The organism is Clostridium tunisiense TJ, assembly GCF_000300195.1.
In the GTDB taxonomy this organism is placed as follows: domain Bacteria; phylum Bacillota; class Clostridia; order Clostridiales; family Clostridiaceae; genus Clostridium_J; species Clostridium_J tunisiense.
The window spans coordinates 248,688-269,649 of sequence record NZ_AMQH01000012.1 but is presented as its reverse complement, the minus strand read 5'-3'; the positions used below and the strand labels follow the sequence as shown (position 1 = coordinate 269,649).

Here is a 20,962-nt window from a genome sequence, read left to right as displayed (position 1 = left end):
AGAAGTGGTTTCTCCAAAGATATACACATTTAAAGTTCTAATCTTTGCAACCTCTATCCTTTACTAACATTCATTTCTTATTTAATCCTTATATACTACAAAGATTTATTTTAGAGGTTGTTTGTCTTTAATATACTGCTGTACAGTATGCAGAATAATTCGGATTTTTACCTTTTGTCATCCCAAAGAATAACTCTTTGACTTTTCTGCACACTTCCCCGGGTTTTCCATCTCCTATTTTTCTATTGTCAATCTCTACGATTGATGTTACTTCCATTGCTGTCCCACTAAAAAAAGCTTCTTTAGCAGAATAAAGTTCTGTTCTAGTTATACTTCTTTCAACAACTTCAATACCAAGTTCCTTACTTGCCAATTCAATAATAGTTTTTCTTGTTATTCCTTCCAGAATATTATCTGATGGAGGAGGTGTTATTAACTGATTATTTTTAAATATAAAAATATTTTCTCCTGGTCCCTCACATACATAGCCCTCATTTGTAAGTAATATAGCCTCATCATATCCATTTTGCAATACTTCTAAAGAAGCTAGGGCAGAATTTAGATATCCTCCCGTAGGCTTGGTCCTAGCAGGAATCATATTATCATCATCATACAAAGTTGGAAATAATGCGTTGGAGCCTTTATAGGCCACCGGCCTTATATAAACTGTAGTCTTAAAATTATGTTTTCTTAAAAGTTCCAAAGTAAATTCGCAAAGTTCCTCTGCGGTATAGGGTATGTTTATCCACAAGGCCTTGCAGGACTGCAACAGTCTCTCATAATGTTCTTTTAATCTAAATAAGTATAATTGTCGGCTTTCTTCATCCCAGTATGCCCTTATTCCTTCAAAGCACCCTAACCCATAATTGAATGCTTTGCATCTTATACTTATATTTACATCCTTTTCCTCAATAATTTCTCCCTGATAAAATACATAACTTTTTTCCATATTTATAACCCTCATTTCTTGCTTTTTATCCTTCAACTAACAATGTGTCAATGGACTTTCCCGGTGGAACTATTGGATACACACTTTCATCCTTTAAAATTTTACATTCAATGAAAACGGTTTTTTTGCCGAATTCAACATTACTTAGCACATTGTTTAAGTCTTCTACCGAATCCACACTATGGCCTTCTATCCCGTAAGCACTTACCAATCTTACATAATCAATACATTCTTTTATATCGGTTTCAGAATATCTTCCTCCGCAAAACATCCGCTGCCACTGCCTTACCATCCCTAGAGCAGAATTATTCATTAATAATATAATCAAGGGAATATTGTAATTTGCAACAGTAAAGAGTTCATTACAATTCATCCTAAAACTTCCATCACCGGTAACCAATAGAACGGGTTTATCGCAATTTGCTACCTTTGCTCCAATAGCAGCCCCAAGACCAAAGCCCATTGTTCCAAGCCCGCCAGAAGTAATAAACTTGTTAGTTTCATTGAACCTCCAGTACTGAGCAGTCCACATTTGATGTTGACCTACATCTGTTGCTACAAAAGCTTCCTTTCCCAATTTCTTATAAAAACTTTCCAAGATATTCTTAGGATTAAATTTGTCCTTATTATCTATTTCTCTTTTCCAACTAGCAATCTCTTTCTTCCAATCACTATTATCCTTGGGATTTACTCTTTCGGTAAGAGCTTTAAGCATGGTTTTAATATCTCCAATTACAGCTAGATCTGCATTTACATTTTTATGAACTTCACTGGAATCAATATCTAAATGAACTATCTTTGCTTTTGAAGCAAACTTAGTTGCATCTCCCACTACTCTGTCGCTAAATCTGGCACCTATAGCCAAAAGCAAGTCACAGTTTACAACTGCAAGGTTACTCTCCTTTAAACCGTGCATACCAACTAACCCTAGTGACAATTGGTGATCCCTTGGAGTTGTTCCTAGAGACATAAGAGTATTAACAACTGGAATATCAGCTTTTTCTGCCAATTCTAAAAGTTCATTTTCAGCATGGGATATTTTTACCCCTCCGCCCGCATAAATAACTGGTCTTTCACATTTATTTATTAACTGAGCTATTTTGTATACATCACTATCCTTAAAATTTGGCTCTCTATACTCCTCCTTAATCCTTGTACTTTTTTCATAAGAGTATTCTTTAAGAAAAATATCTTTTGGGATATCTATTAACACTGGACCTGGTCTTCCACTCTTTGCTATTTCAAAAGCCTTTGTTACAGTTTCAGCAATCTTTTCAACATCTCTTACAAGATAGTTATGTTTTGTAACGGAAAAGGTAATGCCTACTATATCCACCTCCTGAAAGGAATCCTTGCCTAGCAATGGAGTTGCCACCTGTCCTGAAATAACAACTAATGGAATAGAATCCATATATGCAGTTGCCAAACCTGTAACCGTATTAGTAGCTCCCGGTCCTGAAGTTACAAAGCAAACTCCTACTTTTCCTGTACTTCTAGCATAACCGTCAGCTGCATGAACAGCACCTTGCTCGTGAGCTGTTCTTATATGATATAAATGTTCATCTTCATATAAAGCATCATACAAAGGAATTACAGCTCCACCCGGATAACCAAATATGGTGTCAACTCCACACTCTTTCAAAGATTCTAGTAATGCTTTCGCTCCGTTCATTATATTCCCTCCTTCTTTTACTAATCACATACAGCTCCTGTTGATGCAGATGAAACCAGTTTTGAATATTTTTTTAAATATCCTGAAAGGTTTTTCTGTTTTAACTTTAACTTGCTTCTTCTTCTCATTAGTTCTTCTTCATCTACCATGAGCTGAAGAATACCATTTATAATATCTATTTTTATTGAGTCACCATTCTGAACTAAAGCAATTGTTCCAGCTTCTGCGGCCTCTGGTGAGACATGACCTATTGCAGCACCTCTAGTTCCACCGGAGAAACGCCCGTCAGTAATGAGAGCTACACTTTTATCTAAACCCATTCCAGCAAGCATTGAAGTTGGTGTAAGCATCTCTTTCATTCCCGGACCACCTTTAGGTCCCTCGTAGCGAATGACAACTGTATCCCCAGGGTAAATCTTCCCTCCAGCTATTGCCTCTACTGCATCTTCTTCTGAATCAAACACTCTAGCCCTTGCAATTACTTGCATCATATCTTTGTCTACTGCTGACTGTTTAACTACAGCTCCATCCTCTGCAAGATTTCCTCTTAAGATCCTGATTCCACCTGTATTACTGTATGGATTATTAATATCTGCAATCACTTCAGCATTTGGCTTTTCTGTTTTTAAAATTAGTTCTCTTAAGGATCGGAGACTAACTGTATTTAAATCCAGATTAAGCAAATCCTCCTTCGATAGCTCTTTCATTACAGCTACAATTCCTCCAGCATCGTACAAGTCTTCTATATGGTGCTGTCCTGCTGGACTAAGTCTGCATAAATTTGGAGTTCTATTGCTTATCTGGTTTATCTTATCCAAATCAAGGCTAATACCAGTTTCATGAGCAATTGCAGTTAAATGCAAAACAGTGTTTGATGAACAACCAAGAGCCATATCAACAGTTAGTGCATTATCAAAGGCTTTTTCATTCATGATATCTCTAGGAAGTACATTTTCCTTAAAAAGTTTCATAATCTGCATTCCTGTTTTTTTAGCTAATCTTTTTCTTTCTGAATAAACTGCTGGAATAGTTGCATTGCCAGGTATCGCCATACCGAGGGCCTCTGTGATACAATTCATAGAGTTTGCAGTAAACATACCTGCACAAGACCCACAAGTTGGGCAAGCACTCTCTTCTAGAGAACTTAATTCCTCATTGGTCATCGTGCCACTGCAGACCTTTCCTACTCCTTCAAAAACAGTAATCAAGTCTGCCTTTTTTCCATTAAATTTGCCAGAAAGCATCGCACCACCACTTACTATGATTGCAGGTATATTCACTCTCGCAGCTGCCATTAACATACCTGGTACAACCTTGTCACAGCTTGGTATGAGAACCATTCCATCTAGACCATGAGCTTTTACCATTATCTCAATACTATCTGCAATTATTTCTCTGCTTACTAGAGAATACTTCATTCCTTCATGATTCATAGCTATTCCATCGCATACTGCTATAGATGGAAATTCTAAAGGGGTTCCCCCTTCAATTAAAACTCCTTTCTTAGCAGCTTCTGCTATTTGCCTAAGTTCAATATGTCCAGGTACTATTTCATTGAAGGAGTTCACGATTCCAATTAAAGGTCTATTAATCTCTTCATCTGTAAGACCTGCCGCCTTTAAAAGTGCTCTATGTGGTGCTTTGGTTACACCACGCTTTATCTTGTCGCTTCTCACAATAACCCTCCCTTACTTTTTAATCCAACTCATCATTTCTCTCAAATTTTTACCAACCTGCACCATTGGATGCTCCAGCTCACTTTTTTTACGAGCATTAAATACTGGTCTATTTATTTGGTTTTCCAATATCCATTCTCTTGCGAAGTTACCTGTTTGTATTTCCCTCAAAACAGCTCCCATTTCTTTTCTGGTGGCTTCATTTATAATTCTTTTTCCTACTACATAATCGCCATACTCTGCCGTATCACTAATGCTGTATCTCATATTTTCAAAGCCACCCTCATACAGCAAATCAACAATAAGCTTCATCTCATGGAGACACTCAAAGTAAGCTATTTCCTGTTGATAACCTGCTTCTACAAGAGTGTCAAAACCTGCTTTTATGAGTTCTGTAACGCCGCCACATAATACAGCCTGTTCTCCAAATAAATCTGTTTCAGTTTCCTCTTTAAAACTAGTTTCCAAAACACCTGCTCTTGTTGCTCCAATTCCTTTAGCGTAAGCCATTGCTAATTCTCTAGCCTTTCCAGTAGAATCCTGATGAACCGCGAATAATGCTGGTACTCCTTTGCCTTCAACAAATACTCTTCTTACAAGATGTCCTGGCCCCTTTGGTGCTACCATGAACACATCCACATTCAGCGGTGGCACTATCTGACCATAATGAATATTAAAGCCATGAGCAAAAGCAATGCCCTGACCGTCTCTTAAATAAGGCCTTACACATTCCTCATATACTTCCTTTTGAGTTGTATCAGGACATAGGAACATAATTACATCACTTTCTCTTGCTACTTCATCAACCCTTTTTACTTCAAGGCCATCTCTCTTAACTTTTTCCCAGGATTTACTTTCTCCATAAAGCCCAACAACTACCTCTATACCATTATCTTTTAAGTTTAGAGCGTGAGCATGCCCTTGGCTTCCATATCCAACTATACCAACTTTTTTCCCTCTAAAAATCTCAAGATTCCCATCTTCCTCATAAAACATTTTTGCCATAATAAAACTCCTCCTTAAATCACTTCTATAGCTTCCACATCTTTAAGCTTTGAAATATTATTTATGATATACTTTGCTGAATGTACATCGCTAAAATCCATATTTATATAAATAATAGAACCATCCGACGACCTCATATTTATTGATTTTATTTCAATTTCTTTTCTCCTCAGATAGTTTACTATTCTGACGAAGCTAACTATACCTTCACTTAATCTAGCATTTACTTGCATATTAACCACCTTTTTAATTTTACGGACCTTAAATATTAACTTCAAAAGTCAATTTTCGAATATTAGGAACATTCAGTATAAGGACCATTTATATTTGCATTATAACAATTGAACTTTTAACTTTTAAATATCCTGCGCATGATATTTTTGAAATAAAAAAAGCCTTTCGTCCTTATAAATAACAAATATATTTATAAGGGCGAAAGACTATACTTCCGTGGTACCACCTTAATTGCAATCAAATAACTGATTACCTCTTATCAGGTCGAGAAAAGCTTTTCAAAATGAATCATTTTCCTGTAACCCTAACCATGTATCGCTGGTATACGCCCTTGTTTACTTGGAAACTCTTTCAACTTGGGAAGCTCTGGAGTGATCATTATACTCACATTAACACCAACTCTCAGCAAATGTTGGTTCTCTGTAGTTAATAAGACGAATATTTTTGTCTCCGTCATCGCATTTAATTATTTAATTATTTAATTGCTTTTTAGATCTTGTAAGTAAGTATATTATCTGCCAAATTATTTGTCAATATATTTTTTTGATTTTTTAACATTTTATTTTTTTATTATTCGATATAACTTGTAAATCATTATATTAACATATACCCACAAAAGTAATCTGTTTTATATTGCAATATAACCTTGTTTTCAAATAATAAAAATTTCTTTTTATCATTTTATCTCATTTAATTTATGATTTTTATGACTCCTTATAGGGTGTAGTAAATTATTCCTGTAATAAATTTTTCCACCCATAAACATCAAAGTTCATACCAGATATATAATTTTCAATTACCCTCTTTATAGAGTTCAATGATAGAATTTTTACTTATTCAGCTTCATAAACCCTTAATGTAACCAGGGTAGAACTCGTGTATAAGTTAAGTTTAAACTCTGGTTCCCTATATATAAGGTATAGTGCTTAAATAATGTTATTATTTTCAAATAAATCCTATTTGTTAATGTAGGAAGAATAACAACAGTTTTTACGTTAGTATATCATTTTACAAATACTAATAAATTTTAAAACTGCAGTCTACCTAATATTTTATTTTTTAAATTGTTTTGTTTAAAATCAATACTGAAATTTAATTTAACTTCCTCTATATGATATGTCCAAAGAAATGACGAACAATATAATAAAAAAAATAAAAATAATATTGTTATTGAATTTATTTTTATATTTTTAACTGTACTCTTATAAATGGAAGTTATGGCTCTTTCTTATCCATCAAAATTGAGTTCGTAAACAGTTTATCTAAAATTAATGCTTTAACCAGTTGTATACTTCTTTGTTTTTGTAGTTTATACTTATTATTTGTCTAACTATCAAGTAAATCAGCTACGGCAAAACTGCTTTACCGTAGCCTTTTTAATTTTATTTAGTAAAAATTCACAAGTTCTAAATACTTGGATAGAAGAAACAAAGCTTCTCAACCTTTCAGATATCAATAGTTTTATTAATGGAATTGAAAATGACATTGATGGCTTTATCAAATCTACCTAACTGCTTGATTTTTAGTGGTTTTTGAGCTCTTAAATTAACTTATTCTTCATAGTTTATTATATTTTCACCTTTAAATCTAATATTTTTAAAGCTATCTAGCATCATTTCATCTATAAGATTATCTGTTAAAATATAGAACATTGGATTTGTAAATATATTTTGGTCACTTACTATATCTAAACTCCTTGTAAGAAGATAAACATTATCATCTACACTTATAGTGGCCCTTGCCATGGAGTTTTCCTTTTTTCCATATATCTGAATTTTATTCTCCACGTCATAATTTCCATAAGTTAGTGATGAACTTGGAAAAATATCACAAAACTCAACTCCAACCCTATAAGTTTTTATTTCATTACTAGAATCTTTAAAAGTGATAAAGTTCTTCATCATATCATTTCCAATATTAAAGAAATTTCTATGACCCAAAAGCATATCTTTCATAAACTCTCCTGTATTATTAATAATTTCAGCAGTATGACATAATACAGGAACTCCTGGCAGCATCAAATAGTATTCATTAATTTTCAAACCTTTATATTGTTCATTTTCAGTTATATTCAAGGAGGTTTTTATTCCTTGCCACTGATTTCCACATGTATCGGTGATTTTAACAAAGTTTGTTATAACTTTTTCATTTAATAAACTTGTAGATTCAACGTACCAATTTCTAGGTACGGTCTGCATTCCACCAAACCATGGATTATACCATGTTCGCATTTCTGACTTTGTAAATTCACTATGGAGATATTCCTCATCTCTATGGGTTAATGAATATATTCCACTTGTAAATTCTGGAGAAGACTTAATGGTTATTACCCCATTACTTATTGAGTAAATATTAAATCCTTTATATTTTTTTATCTGGGTTTTAAAATCTATATCTTTAATTCTAAATAAGGCAGCATTTTTTTCAAAAAGCAGTAATCCTAAATCTGTTTTAACAGAAATAATATCATAATCATACTCACCTGTCATTGATGTAAAAACTTCCATAACTAATGTTATATTTTTAAAACTTTTTTCTATACTGCATACTGATCCTTTTTTTGAGTCAACTTTTATTTTGCCTTTAACTGGAATTTCATTATATTTTCTTAATTCTATTGAAGCCTCATCTTTAATAAAAGGATTTCCCTTATTTATAAGTACCTCACAATCATTAGTTGTCCATAAATTAATAGGTTCTTTATCTTTTAAATCCTCACCTTTAGTGGTGTATATTAACCCCTTCTGAAATGTCTTCATAGTAAAGCTTCTCAAATCTTGCCAAGTTTCGAAAGTTGTTAATGCTACAAAAATTGATTTAGTAGTTTTTTTACTTTTTCCATTAACTATGCCAATACTTTCTTCAATGTACATGTAGGGCCACTCTCCAAAATAGAAAAGTTTCCCTTTATCCCACCAAAGGCTACGTGTATTATCCTCATCTCCTGAAAAAATCCAATTTTCACTTAATAATTCACTTCTAAATGGAATTGTACTTTCTAGAGACATATCTGATAATTTAATGAATTTGTTATTATAAGGTATTACTCCTCTACTTAGTTCATCATGATATATTTGTTGTTTTATGGATATTTCCTCTTCTGTTTTAATGTCACTGAAATTGTATACTTCAAAATAACTCTGAGCAATGCCATTTATGTGAAGTTTTACTATTAAAGTTAACTTCATTTCACTATAATTATTAAAAAAATAATCTCCTTTGAGGATCATGTGTTCATCCTCTTCATACCAGCAAACATTTTCTATTTTCTTACTCACAAACTCATTACGGTTAAGCATTTCAATTTTAGGAGCAAATAAAACCATTTCTCTAAATTGATTTTTAAATTTTCTGAATTGTATACAGTTATCATCTTTATTTAAAATAACTGAATACGCACCATTTACAATAACATAACTATTATTTGTCTCTCCCCCAAATTTACCTTCTCTTCCCTTAAAAAACTCTATTACATTAGCTTTAAATTTAATTTTCTCTCCACTTTTCAAAGTAGCCGTAACATTAATTGACTCTGAATAAACTATGGGTTTTTTAAGAGTGTAAGGTACTTCTATTGAAGTTTTTTCATTATCATTAATTTTAACTTTAAAATCTCTATTCTTAAATTCTATGTTATCATTTTTATTAAGTTTAAATTCAAAAGTAGCTTCTTCACGTAAGTTATTTTTAATGTTTATATAAAATTTTGAGGATTGTCCAGAAAATCTTTCAATACTCTCTGATAAAATATTTATTTCTGCTGGTAATCTTGGTAATATTCCAAATCTAAACAAAGCCATTGTATTATTAATGGAAACTTGTGATACAATTGATGGATGTACTTTTTCATTATTGATTTCCTCATTTGAATGATTAATATAAAACTCACCCTCAACTATTTCCCTTTCATAAACATTTACTTCTTTGTTTAATTGAAACTTTATATTCTTATTATCTTCGCCTTTTATTTTTATTTTTAGCGCTTTTCCTGTCTTATTGCTTATTTCATAGAATACTTTGTATTTCTTTCCAAACATAAGAGTTTCATCATTAATTATTACAGAGACTAAATAGTCATCTGTTTCAATAAGTCTTAATCCTCTACCACGTCTTTCAAATTGTAGCCTTAGCTTTTTATTATTTCTTTCCCAATTATATTCATAAAAATCAAATCCATTCTCTTCAATTTCACTAGGCTCCATGTCCATATTTTGCTTTAAACCACTATACCAATTCTGATTTTCGAAGTACCCTTTAAGAGCTTCTGTTTTTAAAACATATGGTATAAAGCTTATACAATGAGAACATTGGCCATTTTCCAGGAAAAATCCACAACGCTTATAAAATGGTATAGACTTTTTATTTGAAGACCACGTATGAAGATCTATCATTGAATAATCAAGTTCTAAGGCTCTATTAATTACAGCTTTGATAATTTCTTTTCCTACTCCATTACCATGACAGTCGTACCTTGTATTTAGTAGATTTATCTTAAGTGCTTCTTTTTCATCTAATAAAGCACAGTAGCCTAGAACCTCTTCATCATTAACAGCAAGAAAAGTATTTAGATTGGTATTAAATTTATGTGACTCTAGGATACTTTCCTCAGTTATATTTGCATAACTTCCATTCCATCCTTCAGTACTCATTGTCCACATCCTTGCAATTTCTTTTGCATAATGTGGTGTATAGTCTATAATCTTAATATTATTCATAAAACCAATCATTCCTTTCGCTGTGCTCAAAGCACAAAATTTGATGAAGTGATTAACTTTCAAGATACTGTCAATAATATAGATTTCTTCTAGTTTATCTTCAGATAAAATTATATCTTGTATAATATTTTCTATATGTTTAAAAGCAACTTCATAATTTACAATTCTATCCCCGGCCTTTTGAACATTAGCTTTATTATCGCAAATTAAAACCTCTTTCTCCTCAATTAACTCAATAGTTTTTTTATAGATAAGTCTTAACTCCAAAGAGAAGAAAGTTACCCCAACATCTTCTAATTTAATATCTTCATCTAGTTTCTTATACTTAACCTTTGTATTAACTAAGGTACTTTTTAAAACAAGAAATCCAGCTATTTTAAAATTATTATGTTACACACTTCCTAAATAATATTTATTTGTATTTTAAAACGATGCTGTTGGCTTTATTATTTGTAAAACACTAATACCTTTTAACATAAACCCTTCTCCTAGCTATAACTCAACTAATTTAACAGTTCAAACTTTCACATTCTCACAAGTCATAACACTTTCAATTATAGTGTTTAATTAGATTTTACTATCAATCGATGTTAATACCACTAGTTAATAAAAAGCCGCTGAGCTTTCAGCGACTTTTCTGCTATTGTTTCTTCTCTAATTCTTCTTTTAATTTGCAAACTTTCTCTACAGTTAATCCTGTTTTTTAGCAATCATTTCAATGGAAAGGATATCTAATAGGTTTTTTGCAATTTCTATTGCTTTAGTTTTTCCGCCTTCCTCTATAAGGCTCTTTCCAAATTCAGTCACTTTCAATTCATCCTTTACTTTTTCTAAATCCTTTCCTTCTATGAATTTATTTGCAAAGGCATATAATATAGATTGTATATCATATCTATATTCCTTATCTATGTTTTTTACTAGCTTTATTGCTTTAAGTATTTTGTCAGCTTTAGATAAACTTCCACCCATAATTGGAGTAAAACTTAGAGATATAATATCCTGTTTAGATATATCTTCTACTAAGTTGATTTTTTCTACTATGTAATTACCATTTATACGATTAATTATATCATTCATTTATTTGAAACTAAAGAAATTTACAAGCTTTAATTTACAGTAGCCTTTCAGATTTCCTTATTTATGATAATTCTATAATGTTATTTCCCTCCCTAACAAACTTAAAGGAGCAGAAACTCCTAACATTTCTGCTCCTTTAAGTTCTTATATTAACTTTTGATTAAATATATTATCTAAGTTTACTTTTTTCACTCTGTTTTTGATTTCTTCACTATCTAAAGTGTATAATCCTAAATCCTTCATCCTTTGGAAATATTCTGCTCCTGCAAAGGTGTATCTGTTTCTTCTGCCTTCTTTGGTCATTACTTTTTCATTGGCATAAGCAATTATATCTCCAATGGCAAGAAGTCTTGGTAATATGAGTAGTGGCATTCCTAGTTGACTTCTCACTGCATTATAACCAGCTAGAGAGCCTGTTGCAATGGCTTCTGTGTGTCCAACGAACAACCCACTTTTTTCTCCTCCGCAGAACAAGTTATCTAGTCCTACTACTCTTAAGTCATCAGTTCTTGGAGCTACTGATAGATACCTTATAGAGTTTCCTTTTCCACCAGCGTATGGATCTACAAACTTAGCATCTTCTAGTCCTGGGATTTTTCTAAGCTTTTCTAAAGGATAATAGGAAGTCATAAGTTTTGCATGCCCTGTATCTAGTAGTACTATATTTTCAGCGAACTCTTTAAGTGCATATTGCTGACATACCTTTTGTTTTAGCTTATCTAAGTTTATGTCCTCCTGTGGAACTTTTAAAACTACTACACCCTTTTTGTCTAATTCTTTTATAATTTCCTGTGATAAAGTTTCCTTTGCTAGTTTGCAGGAACCACTGAAAGCTCCATAAGTATCTTCATCTCTTTCACCTTTTATATCTTCAATGCCAGCTCTGTAACTAACACTTATTCTTGGTCCAAAGGCAGGACATCTTAACACACACATTGAACATCCGTTACCATATCTTAAACAGTTTCCCATTGGTCCTGTGGAGCCTGTGGTTTCAACAAACACATCCCCTTCTACAAAGGTTCCATCTGATAAATACACACCTTTTATTTTATTATCATATCTTTCTACATCTACTACCCTAGTAACCATATTTAGTTTTATTCCTAAACTTAATAGATGTCTTCTAACTGCAGACTCAATTTTATTTACGTCATATAACCAGGCATGTACTCGACTTACTGTATTGATGCATAATTAAGAAACCCATCTAAGCATTATAACTTTAAAAAATCCTTAAGACGAGTTCTGTGTTTGAAAAGGTACGTATAAATCTGTTCAAATCTATATAGTTAAATCTATGCTTAACCCATGGTTTTACTTACTTTAAGAGTAAATGAATAAAAAGCTGTGTGAATGTATAAAAAGTATTATTTTTATATAGCGACTGACATCAAACTGGTAAGATTAAAATCTACCAGTCTGATTTATTTTCAAGCTATATCAAGTTACTATAAATTACTCTACTACTACTAATCCTTAACCATTACCTCTTTTTGGCTAACCACTATAGAATAACCTTCTCTAGTTTCTTTAAAGGATTTTAAATAGTTGCATTTAACCAACTTCTCCAAAATATCTGCAATGTCCTTGCTTTTATCAAGTAGTAAATCTTTAGATTCTTCATTTCCTTTTTCTGATAATAAGTTTAATGGTTGCCCAAACTTGCTTAAATACTTACTTATATCACTCAAATTTAAGTTATTTATAATATTACCTAGCAAAAATACTCTATCTTCAAAAAACTCTTCACATCCAATTAATGCCTCTAATACTAATGGATCCATCTCATTAATTATTTCTTGATCATTTAAATCAAAAATAGATTTTATAAGTATCTCATCGTCCAAGTTTTCCAGTATTAATTCCTTTCTAGAATTAACAAGCTTCACTTTGGCTGATTTGTTAATTGTAAATTCTTGTAAATAAATTATAATGTCTTCAATACCCAATTGCATATCCTGGATATTTTCAATGAACTTATCAATATTGCAATATGTCCACTTTTGGAATAACTTACCATAGTGCTCTTTGAGATAACTTAAGTTATTAGTTGTAAACTCCATATTTTCACCATCTATGATTAATTCCATTCTTCTATGAGATAACATCTTACCTCCCGTATATTTATAATAAACAGGAATAACACTTTGAATTTTTTTAAAAAACTCGTCACTGAGATTTTCATTTTCATATAAGTATTGGTATAAACTTTCTAAAACTTCTTTAGAAAATTCTTGAATTCCCTGGATTTCACCTATATTAGTAGTAAGTAATTTTCCATAAACCTCCTTTTTATTAAGCAGAGAAATAATTGTATTATTAAGCTCTTCGAATCTTTCAAAATAGCTAATAATATTGAACCAGTTAATATCCCATTTAGCGTTTTCAATTATAGTATCCCATAAAAATGTTGGAATGCACTTGAAATTATTAATAACAAACTTAACTCTAATAATGATTAGTGTTCTTATTTTATCTTCTATATCTTCATTTTTTAAGAAATTTTCTACTACATTTGCTGTTTCGTATAAGTTATTCTGTAACTTTAAAAATACGCTATTTAGGTATTCTGATAAATTATTCTCGATGTAGTTAAATAAAGTTTTGTCTTCAAGCCCTTTAATAGCTGAATAATTTTTTGCTTCAAATAATTCCATACTTTCTTGACTACAATTTGTAAAATGGATATAAAAAAACCTTATCATACTTTCATTCATCATAAACATTTCATTATCTAAAATATATTTTATGAGAATATCTTTTCGTGTTTCTTTGTTATCGTTTTCATCTCGCATTGTTTGATAATCTAACAAACTAAATTTTATATCAAGTTTCTTGATAATTTCTTTAAACTTTTCTGACACATCATTTGTATAAACCAGCTTCAATATGTGAGGAGTATTTTCAATATAATGTTTTAAAACTTGTCCTTCATTTAGTGATATAAGTGTACTCAGTTCACATGATTTTACAATATATACGAAAAATTGATCAATTTTTTTATTATCAAAATTAGATTTATTAACTATGAAATTGAAAAACCCATAATATTCTTTACATATCTCTTTAATAAGAATATCTGCATAAGTAGACATTATACAAAATTGATCTATAAACTCTATTCTCAAGTCAATGTTTTTTACAAGCTCCCTAAGAATTATATTAAATCTCCCTCTTTGAGTTGATAAATTACTCAGAATATAATTTACCAGATAATAATTTAATACTGCTTCAGATTTTAACTCATCGTCTGAAATTTCTTTAATTATCTCCTCAATATTATTTAGTTCATAATTAAATTCAAATGTTGGCATACAACCTTTAATAGCTCTGATGAATCGAATATCCCTGAATGATATAGCTCCTTCACGAAAATATGAAATGTATAGTCGATAATGTTCATCAATGTGTCCTTTTTTCATTAGGAACATAAGTATTTCAAAATTCTTAACTTCATCAAAAATTTCATTACAATCATATTTATTAACTAGATTTTTTAGTGAAATTATTCTAAGATCATTTTTTTCTTCTATATATCCCCTTAACTCATCCTTTTTTCTTTGCATAGTTTCTTCATTTTTTAATTCTATTGATTCAATCATATGAAATAAATTATCATAAACTCCAAATGCGGTAAAAAATTCATCATATGAGTAAGAAGTATGTCTACTATTTCCGTAAACATTAATTTGCTGAGTGAAATCGAAATCTTGTATTCTACTAATAAAATCATCTCTTTCAATATCAACATAATCATTACTATTTTTACTTAAATTAACAGATGAAATGCCTCTACTTTTCCAGCTTCTCACAAACAAAGCTATTATATCATCTTTGCGCCTTAAAACAATAGAATTAGAAGTTTCTATTAGTTTCTCAATATGTATAATTTTTTGCTCAAGATTTCCTATTTCTTTTTCAATAATAACATTCTTTTTATCAAAAACATTCTTAACATACCCATTGTTGTACTGTAATTTATGAAAATCTTCTGGAAATGTATTTTTGTATACAATAATCGAAAATAATTTGTCTGGATCCAGTAAAGGACTTGTTTGTTTATAGTAAACTATATATTCATTTATTATATTAGTTAACATTCTCATATCATCTAAAAATATAGTAATATCCTTGATTAATCTTTCAGATGGCTTTCTAATATCTAAGGTAAATATTTTATCAAACGCATTTAAAACCACCTGCCTTGAGTTATAAGCATCTACGAATGGGATAACTGGTATTATAAAATCAAAAAACTTTGTACGATCTCTGTCACAGAACATATCATCCTTAATTGCATATAAAAATATTACTCTTCTTCGAATTTTTTCGTAGTTATTTATAAAACTGTTTACTTCTCTTAAATTCATAAAAATATCTGAATTATCAAATCTATCAATATCCTCAAATATTACAATTTGATATTTTGTTTCCTCAAAAAAGTATAGTAATTCATCTAAATATTTGTTATAAATAGATTCATTAGGTTCTTTTCCTACCTCTATCTCAACTTTAGTAAATTTAATCTTAGAAATTTTTATACTTTTAAGTATATAATTCATCAAATAATATAGTACAATAATCAGCGAAACTCCAAAAGTCACATAAGTAGTAACTAGTAACCAGCTACCTTTTAGTAATGAAAAAACATCGTCAATCTTAAGATTAGATAAATACTCTTGAGTTGTTGAAATAATACTCTTATTCATAAGCATCCATTTGCTCAGCATTAATAATCCTATTACTACCATACTAAACCAAACAGTACTTATTGATATTTTACTTATCTTTTTAAATCTTGAAAATGGTGTTTTCTTTCCATCAACTTTGTAAATCATCTGTTCCAGAATGCTTTTTTCTATAAGCTTTTTCTTTTCAAGATCATCTTTATCTATAGGCTGAAAAGTAGCTAATGAAATTCTTAATAATTTATTACTTTTAATCTTCGCTTTTTTAACATAACTCTCAATTATAGTACTTTTACCGGCACCATATGGACCAGATATAGCAATATTTTTAATTTTTTTATTCTTTTTAATTGCCCAGTCTAGTGCTTCATGATATGCCTCAACTCCTTTTACTTCATCTTTGGGTAATAAATCAGAATAATATGTATTTATATTTTTTTTCCTAAAATTAAATATTATTCTCCTTGTTAATTTAATAAATTTATTTCTAAAATTTTTAAAATACATAATCCTTTTTTTATATTTATTAATATATTTTGTTAGTTCTATATTCATCATTAATTTTATCTCTCCTATTTAATATTAAAACTTAACTTAATTCAATAATTTTTTAAAAATAATTTATCTGCTTAGCCATATTGTTACATTTTATTACAAGTAATAGCACTTTGTGTTAGTATTTACTTCTAATTCCATTATTCTACAAATAAGTATATATTCCTTTATAAATTATACATGAATTATAAAAATATATCTTTATTATAAACGTGTGCAATTTAATGTAACCTGCAACAGTAGAATTTTTAAACAAGCTGTCCATGCTCCTGTAACTTTTCTTACCAAACCCACCTTTAAAATTCTCCACCACAATATTAATACACTCCAATAAAAATCCTCACAACGAAAGCTTGTCTAAACCATGTTCTTTGATATAGCTCCTACATTATTATAAATCCCCCCCTACAAAAACCACTTGGACATGCCCAGGGCAAGTCCACCTTGAACAACCTTTTGCCTCAAGGCGTGGTTAAGTGCACGAAATCATAAATTAAAGCAAACTCTAATTCTTAATATCTAGTTTCATCTTTATAAAATTAACATACCTAAATATCATAGAAAAATGCAAACATTAGTTTGAATTTTCCATATATTTACTCTATAATTATAGTATAGAAATCCAAATAATTATCCTCATATAATTAAAGCTGCATCCTACTTCAATTTCTTCAGGAGCCTATGTCCAAGGGCCTCCTTAGCGCTTTTCCCTATAAAATAAACAAGGCGATGAAGAAAGTTTAAATTTAACTATTTCTTCTATCGCCTGCTACCCACCTTATAGGGGAAATTCTGTAAAGTCAATATGCTCTACCCAAGAGCAATCCTCCATTGACTTTACAGAAAGCTTTTTTATGAAGTTTTATATTTGAAAAACCAAATGTAGTTTTACTACTTACCTAACCATTCTACATGACATTAAACAAATTAATGCTTATTACTACATAATCGAAACTTACCATTTGCTACTTACAATAAAGTACCATATATTATTTTATTCTTAGCTTTTGCCCTGGATAGATGAGGTCTACATTCTTAATATTGTTTAATTCTATAATGCTACAAAGGGTAACTCCATATTTTCTAGTTAATGCCCATAGGGTGTCTCCAGAAACTACTGTGTGATAAATACTGTTATCAATAACTTGTTGCTTAGGATTCTCTTCTTTATATTCCATACTAATATTGAAGAACTTGCAAATCCCCCTAAAAATTGCTTCAGCCATGGCTTCTGTATTATAGTTTTTCATATCAATTTCACTATCACAAAAGGCACATTCAACTAATATTGCAGGCATTTTGGTTTTCTTAAGCACATATAAATCTGGTCTATGCTTAACTCCCCTATTTCTAAAGCCAAGTTCCACAATCTCAGGTAGAATAGCCTTCGCGAAGTTTTCAGCTCTTTCCTCTGGATAGCAAAGTACCTCAGTACCATATCCCCCTGGGCAAGCATTGTGATGAATGGATATAAAATAGTCTGCATCCTCACTATTAGCTGCTAAAACTCTCTTTCTTAATGACTCTCCATGACTAGTGACACCTTTAGCCATGCAATCTACAACTCTTATTCCGGCTATGATACATTTTCTAATAAGTCTTGAACCCACTTCAAGATTTAACTTATCCTCACTCTCTATCCCCATTGCTCCAATATCATAAGGAGCATTATGGCCTATATCTATAGCTAATGTTATTGTGCTACTCATACTATCAACCTCCTCTGAAAAGATATATGCCACTAGAGCATAAATTTCATGTTGAGAGGAGAATCAAAATGAACTTTTCAAAAATTGAGAACTTAGTGCTACTTTCAAAAGTTGGTAACGAAAAAGCCAAAGAAGAACTTGCAAAGGAATTTAAGCCCTTTATATTAAACCTATGTAAAAAATCCCATGTCAACGGCTTTGAATTTGAAGACCTGAAAAATGAATGCTACCAAACCCTGTTTAAATGTGTAAAAGTATACTCCCCCGAAAAACATAGATTTGTAGCCTATGCCACCAATGCCATAAAGAATTCCATAAATAATTTAATTAGAATTTCTATAAGAAGAGATAATAGAGAAGGTCCTAAGACCTTAATTTTGAATGACAACTTAGAGCATGTCCTATCCTATGATATGGACTTTGTTGAAGATGAAATATATAAATCTGCCCTTAATAAAAAATTAAAAGTAGCGCTTAAAAATCTAAATAGAGATGAACTAGAACTTATAGAGTTTGTATATTTTAAAACGCATTCACTAAAACTGTATTCTGACTTGAAAGGTATTTCTTATGTAAAAGCTACTAATATGAAAAATACTGTGCTAAGTAAATTAAAGGAGACCATTACTAAAGAAAATTGTATTATATAACTAATTTTTAATATGAAAAAATATAAACTTAGATGCATTAAAGAATAACTTTTTTCTTTAAAAAGCATGTTAGTTCTTTAAAGCTAACATGCTTTAAATAATTTATATAATTGCTCATTAACATTATGAGAAAACTATAAAACAAATTACGATTCTTGATTTCTGAGACAAATTGGAATTTGTGGAGCCTCCTGTTATGCTAGCTATAATCAATTTAACAACTCAAATTGGAATACTTTTCTACAAGCCCAAATTACTTATTAATTGATCACTCTCTTTATCTTTCTCACTAATATCATGAATCCTTTGCTCGACATCAGACATCCATCTTTGAGGAAAATTTATATAGTTTTTTAAAAGATTTAAAAGAGGAATATAATTCTCCAATTCTCTGTTGATTCTTATACTGCTATATTGTTTTCCTTCTAACTCTTCTTCACCACTTGTTTCAAGAGGCTCATAATCATATATTGAAATTCTAAATTTATCAGATTTGAAAAGTTCTTTGAGATTATTCAAAGTATCTGCATGGTTATACCATGCTAGCATACTATCATAGTTTCCGTCTAAACATTTCTCTAACCATCTTAAGTTTTCTTCACATTGCAAATCACTACTAAAATACTTTAATACATAAGCATTGTCTTTATCGAAATGTTTGCATGTGAATGTTTCTAAAAAATCTAGAATGATTTTGTATTCTCTATCATTGGATTCTATCTCGTGAAATAAGTAGAAAATGTCCATTAGCGTATCGTATGCCATTTCAGCCGTGATAGTCACCATGTTTCCATGTGCAATATTATTGCGTAATACTGGAAACTCGAATGCATAATATACATATCCCCAGAGTCTTTGTTGATCATTAATTACGTTCAATTTGTCTACAAGACCATTATGCATTTCTTCATTATTTATTCCCAATACAGTTTTATAGACATCAAACAATCCTTCTATTTGAGGAACAAGCATATACACAAATGGAGTATAATTCCCAGCTTCAAATAGATCGATAGCTTCCTTTATAATCTCTTGCCTGTTTTGTAAATAATAATTTCTCGATGAGATACATAAAAGTTTTTCCAAAATATTGTGCTCATTAATATAGTTTTTGAATAAAATTAAATATTGTTCATAATCAGAATGTTTTTTTTCTGTAAGTTCTCTTCCTTGTTTGATACTTGCTTCTAAAAAATTGATTTTTGATTTCCAATCAATATGAACATATTGCTGAATATCGCTAAAAGTATTATCATAGGACCAAATGCTCCAACCCCAACCTGGTTTTTCGCGACAATTGGTTAGTGCCCTCTGAAAAATATTTGCTTTTTCTCTGGCTTTCTTTGCTTTTTCCAACAACTCTACATTTATATTAAGAAAAAATTTATATTTTTCCCTTGTGTATTTTTCGCTTGATGAAATAGATTTCACCTTATTACTCAGATTATTGACGCATTCTTCGTACAATTTAATGCGCTCCTTGGCTTCTCTCTCAACATTTTCATATTCCCCCCGTAAATCTCTATTAAGACCCATATAATATTTATAAATATATTCATTAAAATCTTTATAGTCTAAATTTTCTTCATTAAAATCTTTACGATAGCACTCTTCACCATACCCATACTCTTGGCCCATGTATTGAAGAAAGCTCTTGATTAGTCGATCGTAGCTTAAACTTCTTGCACTATTATTTTGAATAGAATCAAAAAAGCTCTCTACTTCACGTAAATATCCCATATTTTTTTCCTTTCTTAATTCGACAAATAATTAGATTTGTTCAGATAATCCCAAGATTTTTTAAAATAAGAAAAAAGTCACTAGCTTGTTACTTTATAAAAAATCTATATTTCAATTTCTGATTTGTAGATTTCATTTTTATAAATTTTCTTCATAATTTAATAATAAACAACTCAATAAATTAATATTTTATATAAATAAACCTTAAATTCACATTATTAGCCTAATGGTTACATGAATGAAAGGAAACTCCGCCTTAATAAAAAGCATACTCATTGGTTACTTATAT

At 30.4% G+C, this 20,962-nt stretch carries 12 protein-coding genes, 1 pseudogene and 1 other annotated feature; of the genes and pseudogenes, 2 read left to right on the top strand and 11 right to left on the bottom strand.

Annotated features, from left to right (window positions below):
• Positions 1-127 precede the first annotated feature (127 nt).
• From C661_RS0113035 to C661_RS0113015, 5 genes are read right to left on the bottom strand one after another with little or no spacing between them, the layout of a single operon-like run.
• Positions 128-949 (bottom strand): aminotransferase class IV, encoded by an 822-nt coding sequence (locus C661_RS0113035; RefSeq protein ID WP_017415771.1) that lies wholly within the window; start codon positions 947-949, stop codon positions 128-130.
• 25 nt (positions 950-974) lie between these two features.
• Positions 975-2,621 carry a biosynthetic-type acetolactate synthase large subunit gene (ilvB, locus tag C661_RS0113030; RefSeq protein WP_017415770.1) on the bottom strand — a complete coding sequence of 549 codons (1,647 nt, stop codon included), beginning with the start codon at positions 2,619-2,621 and terminating at the stop codon, positions 975-977.
• Between the two features lie 20 nt (positions 2,622-2,641).
• Entirely contained in the window at positions 2,642-4,297 is a 1,656-nt protein-coding gene (gene ilvD, locus C661_RS0113025) for a dihydroxy-acid dehydratase (RefSeq protein WP_017415769.1), read from the bottom strand.
• A gap of 12 nt (positions 4,298-4,309) precedes the next feature.
• Entirely contained in the window at positions 4,310-5,302 is a 993-nt protein-coding gene (ilvC, locus tag C661_RS0113020; RefSeq protein WP_017415768.1) for a ketol-acid reductoisomerase, read from the bottom strand.
• A 14-nt stretch (positions 5,303-5,316) separates the two neighbouring features.
• Positions 5,317-5,535 (bottom strand): hypothetical protein, encoded by a 219-nt coding sequence (locus tag C661_RS0113015; protein ID WP_017415767.1) that lies wholly within the window; start codon positions 5,533-5,535, stop codon positions 5,317-5,319.
• 192 nt (positions 5,536-5,727) lie between these two features.
• Positions 5,728-6,002 (bottom strand) — a binding site (T-box leader).
• Positions 6,003-6,858: 856 nt separating this feature from the next.
• Between C661_RS0113015 and C661_RS23985 the strand changes: the two genes are divergently transcribed.
• Complete coding sequence (locus tag C661_RS23985; protein ID WP_192812666.1) at positions 6,859-7,047, top strand: hypothetical protein; 189 nt, start codon at positions 6,859-6,861, stop codon at positions 7,045-7,047.
• 39 nt (positions 7,048-7,086) lie between these two features.
• On the opposite strand, the gene C661_RS0113010 is transcribed toward C661_RS23985, so the two are convergent.
• From C661_RS0113010 to C661_RS0112990, 5 genes and pseudogenes are all read right to left on the bottom strand, one after another.
• Positions 7,087-10,518, bottom strand: coding sequence for a GNAT family N-acetyltransferase (locus C661_RS0113010; RefSeq protein WP_017415766.1), 3,432 nt, complete (start codon positions 10,516-10,518; stop codon positions 7,087-7,089).
• A gap of 423 nt (positions 10,519-10,941) precedes the next feature.
• A complete protein-coding gene (locus tag C661_RS21875; RefSeq protein WP_017415765.1) occupies positions 10,942-11,328 on the bottom strand; it encodes a hypothetical protein in 387 nt (128 codons plus the stop codon).
• 144 nt (positions 11,329-11,472) lie between these two features.
• Positions 11,473-12,498: pseudogene (locus tag C661_RS21870) on the bottom strand (FAD-dependent oxidoreductase); the annotation flags it as partial.
• Positions 12,499-12,800: 302 nt separating this feature from the next.
• The gene (locus C661_RS0112995) at positions 12,801-16,577 is read right to left on the bottom strand and encodes a YobI family P-loop NTPase (RefSeq protein WP_017415763.1); all 3,777 of its coding nucleotides are present in this window, start codon (positions 16,575-16,577) and stop codon (positions 12,801-12,803) included.
• Positions 16,578-17,563: 986 nt separating this feature from the next.
• Positions 17,564-18,283, bottom strand: a complete 720-nt coding sequence (locus C661_RS0112990; protein ID WP_017415762.1) for an N-acetylmuramoyl-L-alanine amidase — start codon at positions 18,281-18,283, stop codon at positions 17,564-17,566.
• 68 nt (positions 18,284-18,351) lie between these two features.
• On the opposite strand from C661_RS0112990, the gene C661_RS0112985 reads away from it, so the two are divergent.
• Positions 18,352-18,933 (top strand): sigma-70 family RNA polymerase sigma factor, encoded by a 582-nt coding sequence (locus C661_RS0112985; RefSeq protein WP_017415761.1) that lies wholly within the window; start codon positions 18,352-18,354, stop codon positions 18,931-18,933.
• A 240-nt stretch (positions 18,934-19,173) separates the two neighbouring features.
• On the opposite strand, the gene C661_RS0112980 is transcribed toward C661_RS0112985, so the two are convergent.
• On the bottom strand, positions 19,174-20,673 hold the full coding sequence (locus tag C661_RS0112980) for a hypothetical protein (protein WP_017415760.1): 1,500 nt from the start codon (positions 20,671-20,673) through the stop codon (positions 19,174-19,176).
• Between the last annotated feature and the right edge of the window lie 289 nt (positions 20,674-20,962).